The 5,034-nt window shown below is 71.1% G+C and carries 5 protein-coding genes; 4 read left to right on the top strand and 1 reads right to left on the bottom strand.

The window, feature by feature from the left end:
* Window positions 1-1,179, bottom strand: a 1,179-nt coding sequence (locus G6R24_RS18045; RefSeq protein ID WP_225438689.1) for an MFS transporter, incomplete at its 3' end; no start/stop codon positions are given.
* Window positions 1,180-1,366: 187 nt separating this feature from the next.
* On the opposite strand from G6R24_RS18045, the gene G6R24_RS18040 reads away from it, so the two are divergent.
* The 4 genes from G6R24_RS18040 (at window position 1,367) to G6R24_RS18025 (ending at window position 4,891) form a co-directional block, all read left to right on the top strand.
* Entirely contained in the window at window positions 1,367-1,507 is a 141-nt protein-coding gene (locus tag G6R24_RS18040) for a hypothetical protein (RefSeq protein WP_163550382.1), read from the top strand.
* 355 nt (window positions 1,508-1,862) lie between these two features.
* Window positions 1,863-2,912: a hypothetical protein gene (locus G6R24_RS18035; RefSeq protein WP_217451509.1), complete on the top strand. Its 1,050-nt coding sequence runs from the start codon at window positions 1,863-1,865 to the stop codon at window positions 2,910-2,912.
* A 293-nt stretch (window positions 2,913-3,205) separates the two neighbouring features.
* Window positions 3,206-4,051, top strand: coding sequence for a hypothetical protein (locus G6R24_RS18030; RefSeq protein WP_163550381.1), 846 nt, complete (start codon window positions 3,206-3,208; stop codon window positions 4,049-4,051).
* A gap of 177 nt (window positions 4,052-4,228) precedes the next feature.
* Window positions 4,229-4,891: an enoyl-CoA hydratase-related protein gene (locus tag G6R24_RS18025; protein WP_225438688.1), complete on the top strand. Its 663-nt coding sequence runs from the start codon at window positions 4,229-4,231 to the stop codon at window positions 4,889-4,891.
* Window positions 4,892-5,034: the final 143 nt, after the last annotated feature.

Genomic DNA, 5,034 nt, shown 5'->3' with positions numbered 1-5,034 from the left:
ACCTGACCAGTTACCCGCGAGGTACGTCCCGGCGATCATCGGTTTGCGTCCGACCGTGTCGAAAAGCGGCCCGAGCAGCAGCGGCCCGGCACAGTTGCCGAGGGCGTAGACGACCAGGAACACCGGAACCGCGGACGACTTCACGTCGTAGAACGTGGTCAGCATCGTGCCCAGGTCGAACGTGAACGCGTTATAAAGAAAAGCCTGCCCGATGAACAGGGCGAGGCCCAGGACGGCCCGGCGGGGATAGGTGCGAAACGCGGTCTCGGCGATCGTCCGCAGCGGAATCACCTGACGTTGGCGCACCGTGATGCTGCTCGTCGCCGGTGGCAGTGGCTGGCCGGTGTCCGCCTCGACCGACGTCTCGATGTCACCGACGATCCGTTCGGCCTCGTCGGCCTGGCCGTGGATGAACAGCCACCGTGGGCTTTCCGGCACGTGCCGGCGGACGATGAGGATCACCAGACCCAGCAGCGCGCCCAGGCCGAAACTGAGCCGCCAGCCGACATCCGCCGCGAAGTAGTGCTCGGACAGGAAGAAGACGGTCAGCCCCGATCCGGCGGCCGAACCGGCCCAGTAGGTACCGTTGATGATCAGGTCGACGCGGCCACGCACCCGGGCGGGAATGAGCTCGTCCACCGCGGAGTTGATCGCGGCGTATTCGCCGCCGATACCGGCACCGGTGAAGAACCGCGTCAGGAAGAAGAACCAGGGCGTCCAGGAGAACGCGGTGAGTGTGGTGGCCGTGATGTAGACGCCGAGGGTGAGGATGAACAGCTTCTTGCGGCCGAACCGGTCGGTGAGCTGCCCGAAGAACAACGCGCCGAGGCAGGCGCCGAGCACGTAGATCGCCGCGGCGGTGCCGATGTCAGCGGATGACAGTGCGATGCCGCTGCCGTCCTCGGTCAGGCGCGAACCGACCGCGCCGACCATCGTCACCTCGAGCCCGTCCAGAATCCAGACGGTCCCCAGGCCAATGATGATCATCCAGTGGAACCTGGCCCAGGGCAGCCGGTCCAGCCGGGCCGGAATCGCGGTGCGTACGACCCCGCCCGCCCGGTTGTCGTCCCGTCCCGGGAGGTCCCTCGCCGTGGCCTCGTCCATGCCGCTGCGGCGTATGTCGTGGTCGTGCGTGTCGTGGTCGTGCGTGTCGTGGTCGTGTGCACCGTGGCCGGCCATGCCACCTCCCGCGTCCGATCCCGTGACCCGCGCCCACCGCCGGGACGCCTGGTGACCTTGGCCCTGTGCCCCGTGCCCGCGCCGATATCCCTCGTCTGCCCAGGCTCGTGCCCGCGGCCGTGGGCTGGAGCCGCGTGCCGGGTGGCCCGGGCCGTGGTCACCGGGACGGATCGTTGCAGTGATCCGCATGGCTGACCGGGCGGACGCGCGGCGCATCGCGCTCGGGTTGCCCGAGGTCAGCGAGGGGACGTCCTACTGCGGTGTCGCCTGGCGGGTGGGTAAGGCGACCTTTGTCTGGGAGCGTCCGTACCGCCGCCGCGCCCACTGATCGTTGCGCTGGCCTTCGATCGGGATGCGGTTCTTCGAGTGTTGTGCCGCTCCGTGGTCGGTGGCGGCGGTTCATGGCTCGTGGTGCTGCGATGCCCGCGTGGTCGAGGGCGCCATGTTGGCGGGGCGCCGTGTTGCTGGGGGAGCCGCATGGTGGGGTGACCTGCCGCGCATTTCCTAGAATGTCGACGAGTGCCCGCACGTGCTGATGGCGCGGGATTCCCGCACTGGTGGGGCCGTCCCGCCGGTTGTGTCGTCCCGCCGGTTGTGCCGTCCGTGATCGAGACCGGGTGTCCCTGGAATGGGATATCCGGGTGCACGACCCCCGTTTTCCGCCCGGAGGAGGGCTCTGTTCGATGCTGGCCGCCCGCCCCCGTCTCCGCTCCCGCGCCTTTTCCCGTCCCGGTTCCCGCGCCCGTTCCGGCGCCGGCTTCCGTTCTCGTCTGCGCGCCCGTTCCCGGTCGGCCCGGCCGCTCGCCGCCGCCACCGTCGTGGCTGCTCTCGCCGCGGTCACCGCCTGCGGTGCCGACACCACGGGCGCCGTCGGTTCCGGCCGTGTCCCACGGACATCCGGCTCGGTTGTCGCCTCGCATCCGGCCGACCATGCGAGGGAACCCGAACACGCGATGCCCGACATCCATGGCGAGAGCACCGGTGTCGGTGATGGCAGTGGTGATGGGCTGGCGGTCGCGGCGGGCGGGGTGAGGCTGGTGCCGGCGACCACGCAGTTCGCCGCGAACTGGCCGGTCGAGCTGCGTTTCCAGATCCGCGGTGTGGGTGGTCAGGCGATCACCCGGTTCGTCCAGGAACAGGACGCGGCGATGCACCTCTATCTGATCCGCTCGGACCTGGTCGGATTCCAGCACGTCCACCCGACCATGGCCGCGGACGGCACCTGGACGGCCACCCTCGCCGCCCCCGCGAGCGGCCTCTACCGGGCCTACGCCGCCTTCACCACGGCGGTGGACGGACGCGCCAACCGTTTCGTCCTCAGCGTTCCCCTCGTCGTGCCCGGGGCGGCCGTCCCCACGCCTGTGCCCGCACCCGCCACCACGACCGTCGTGGACGGCTACACCCTGAGCCTGGCCACCCCGCAGGGTCCCCCGCGCGCCGGGACCACGAGCCCGCTGACGGTCACCGTGAGCCGTGACGGTCAGCCCGTCACCGATCTGCAGCCATATCTGGCCAGCTACGCCCACCTGAGCGCCTTCCACCAGAACGATCTCGCCTTCGCGCACCTGCATCCCCTCGGTCCCGACGCGACCGGTCGGACCGCCACCGGCCGCGGCGGCCCGACCCTCACCTTCGACGCGCTGCTGCCCCGCCCCGGTGCCTGGCGGATCTACCTGCAGTTCCGCGCCGCCGGCCAGCTCCACACCGCCGCTCTCACCCTCACCGCCCGCTGATCGTCGCCCGGCCTGCCCCTGAGATGGGCCCCTGACGGTTCCCGATGTGGGTCCTGGAACGTGGTCTTGGCGCGGTCCCTGGTTCGGTCCTGAGAGCCGCCCGCCGCCCCACGACGATCCGGGTGGAAAACACCCGCACGGCGCCCCGCGGCGCGACGATGATCGTCGCCGATATGTCGGCACGGAGTCGCACGCGCACGGTTCGGGACAGGTCGGCGTGGACCGGATCGGTGCGGGCCGGATCGGATCGGATCGGTGCGGCCGGGTCAGCGTGGGGGACTGGTGGGGGTGCGGTGGACGCCGGCATCATCGCGGCACTGATCACGTCGGTGGCGAGTGTCGTGGTGTCCGTGGGAGCGTCGGTGTGGACGCGCCGCCAGGGTGTCGAGCTGGAGCGGATGCGGTTCGAGTCGGAGCGCTCGGCCCGCGACCACGAGAAGCGCTCGGCGGCCAAGGCGGAGCTGGACCGCTACCGCGAGCCGCTGCTGCTCGCCGTCGTGGATCTGGGCGCGCGGCTGCACACGATCCGCGAGCGTGGGTTGCAGGGCTATCTGGGATCGACGCAGCGACGCGGGCGTCTGGCCGTGCTCGGCACGGTGCACTGCGTCGCTCGCTACCTTGGCACGCTGGAGATCCTCTACTCACGGCTGGCGTTGCTGCGTTTCGACAGTGCCACCGACACCCGGCTGGTCGCCGCGTTGCTGGCCGACATCGGCCGTGCCTTCTCCAGCCAGCTCTACGACGAGGATCCCCTGTCCGGTGCGCAGGAGGGCGGGCCGCCGGCGGGGGCCAGTTCGCTGCGCAAGGCCGAGCGCGCCGGCGAGCCGCGGTTCATGCTCTGGCGGGAGGAGCAGCGGGCCATCGGCGAGCTGATGCGCGGGCCGGACGGCACCGGCACCGTCTGCGTCGGATTCGCCTATTTCCACGACAGCTATGACGAGCTGTTCGCCAGCTGGCTCGACCCGTTCGCCGAGGCCCTGCGCGCGCCGTCCGCCCCGGACAGCGAGCGGCTCGCCCGGTTACAGACGCTGCTCGCCCTGCTGGTCACCCAACTCGACGAGGACGGCGGCTACAGCCTCACCGTGGACGGGACCACGGTCGCCCCCGAATGGGCCACCCCGGCCGCTCTCGCCCCGTGAGGATCGACGGGGACTCCGCGACGGCCGGGGTCTGGTTCGGCACGCGGCGATCCGGTGGCCATAGGCCCGCCCTGGCCGTGTCACCTCGCCGTGTCACCTGGCCGGGTGGCACCTTCGACGCGCGATCCTGAGACAAGGACGCACAGCTCATCGCGGTACGTTCGGCAGATGCCAACGATGAAGCGCGATGGTGAGGTGTTCGTGCTGCATCTTGACCCCGATGACGAGAATCGGTTCCATCCCTACTGGATCGACGCCGTCGAGGCAGCCCTGGACGAGGCCGCCGCCGCCGAGGGACCACGGGCGTTGGTGACCGTGGGCAGCGGCCGGTTCTGGTCGAACGGTCTCGCGCTGGACTGGCTGCTCAGCCATACCGATCAGGTCGGCCCCTACCTCGACCGGGTGCACCGTCTGCTGGCCCGTACGCTCGCCTCGCCGGTGGTCACCGTGGCCGCGCTCAACGGTCATGCCTTCGCCGCCGGCGCGATCTGGGCGCTCGCCCACGACCTGCGGGTGATGCGCACGGACCGGGGCTATTTCTGCCTGCCCGAGGTCGACATCGACCTGCCGTTCACCCCGGGCATGTCCGCGCTGGTCCGCGCCCGGCTCGCCCCGTCCACCGCCCATCTGGCGATGACCACCGGCCAGCGTTACGGCGGCCAGCAGGCGCTCGGCGCCGGCATCGTCGATGCGGTGGCCTCCGCCGACGGTCTGCTCGACGCCGCGCTGGAGCTCGCCCGTCCGCTCGCGGCGAAGACCAAACCGGCCCGCGCCCAGATCAAGGAGACCCTCTACGCCGAGGCCCTCGCCGCGCTGCGCACCCCCACCCCCGGCGTCTGAGCACCCTCCGGGACGACGGTCCAGGCTGGACGGCGGGGCCATCCGTGACGACGGGGGTCAGGTCGGACGGGGGGTCAGGTCGGACGGCGGGGCTACGCGGAGGAGCGGGGCTGGCCGGGCTGATGGGCAAGGACGGTGTCGCG

The sequence above is a fragment of the Candidatus Frankia nodulisporulans genome, from assembly GCF_902806475.1.
In the GTDB taxonomy this organism is placed as follows: Bacteria; Actinomycetota; Actinomycetes; order Frankiales; family Frankiaceae; genus Frankia; species Frankia umida.
This window is presented reverse-complemented; position numbering and strand designations above follow the sequence as displayed.

Bases quoted from the DNA above. Each gene is read 5' to 3' on its own strand.
- G6R24_RS18040 (WP_163550382.1), top strand. From the start codon at position 1,367: ATGGCTGACCGGGCGGACGCGCGGCGCATCGCGCTCGGGTTGCCCGAG.
- G6R24_RS18035 (WP_217451509.1), top strand. From the start codon at position 1,863: ATGCTGGCCGCCCGCCCCCGTCTCCGCTCCCGCGCCTTTTCCCGTCCC.
- G6R24_RS18025 (WP_225438688.1), top strand. From the start codon at position 4,229: ATGAAGCGCGATGGTGAGGTGTTCGTGCTGCATCTTGACCCCGATGAC.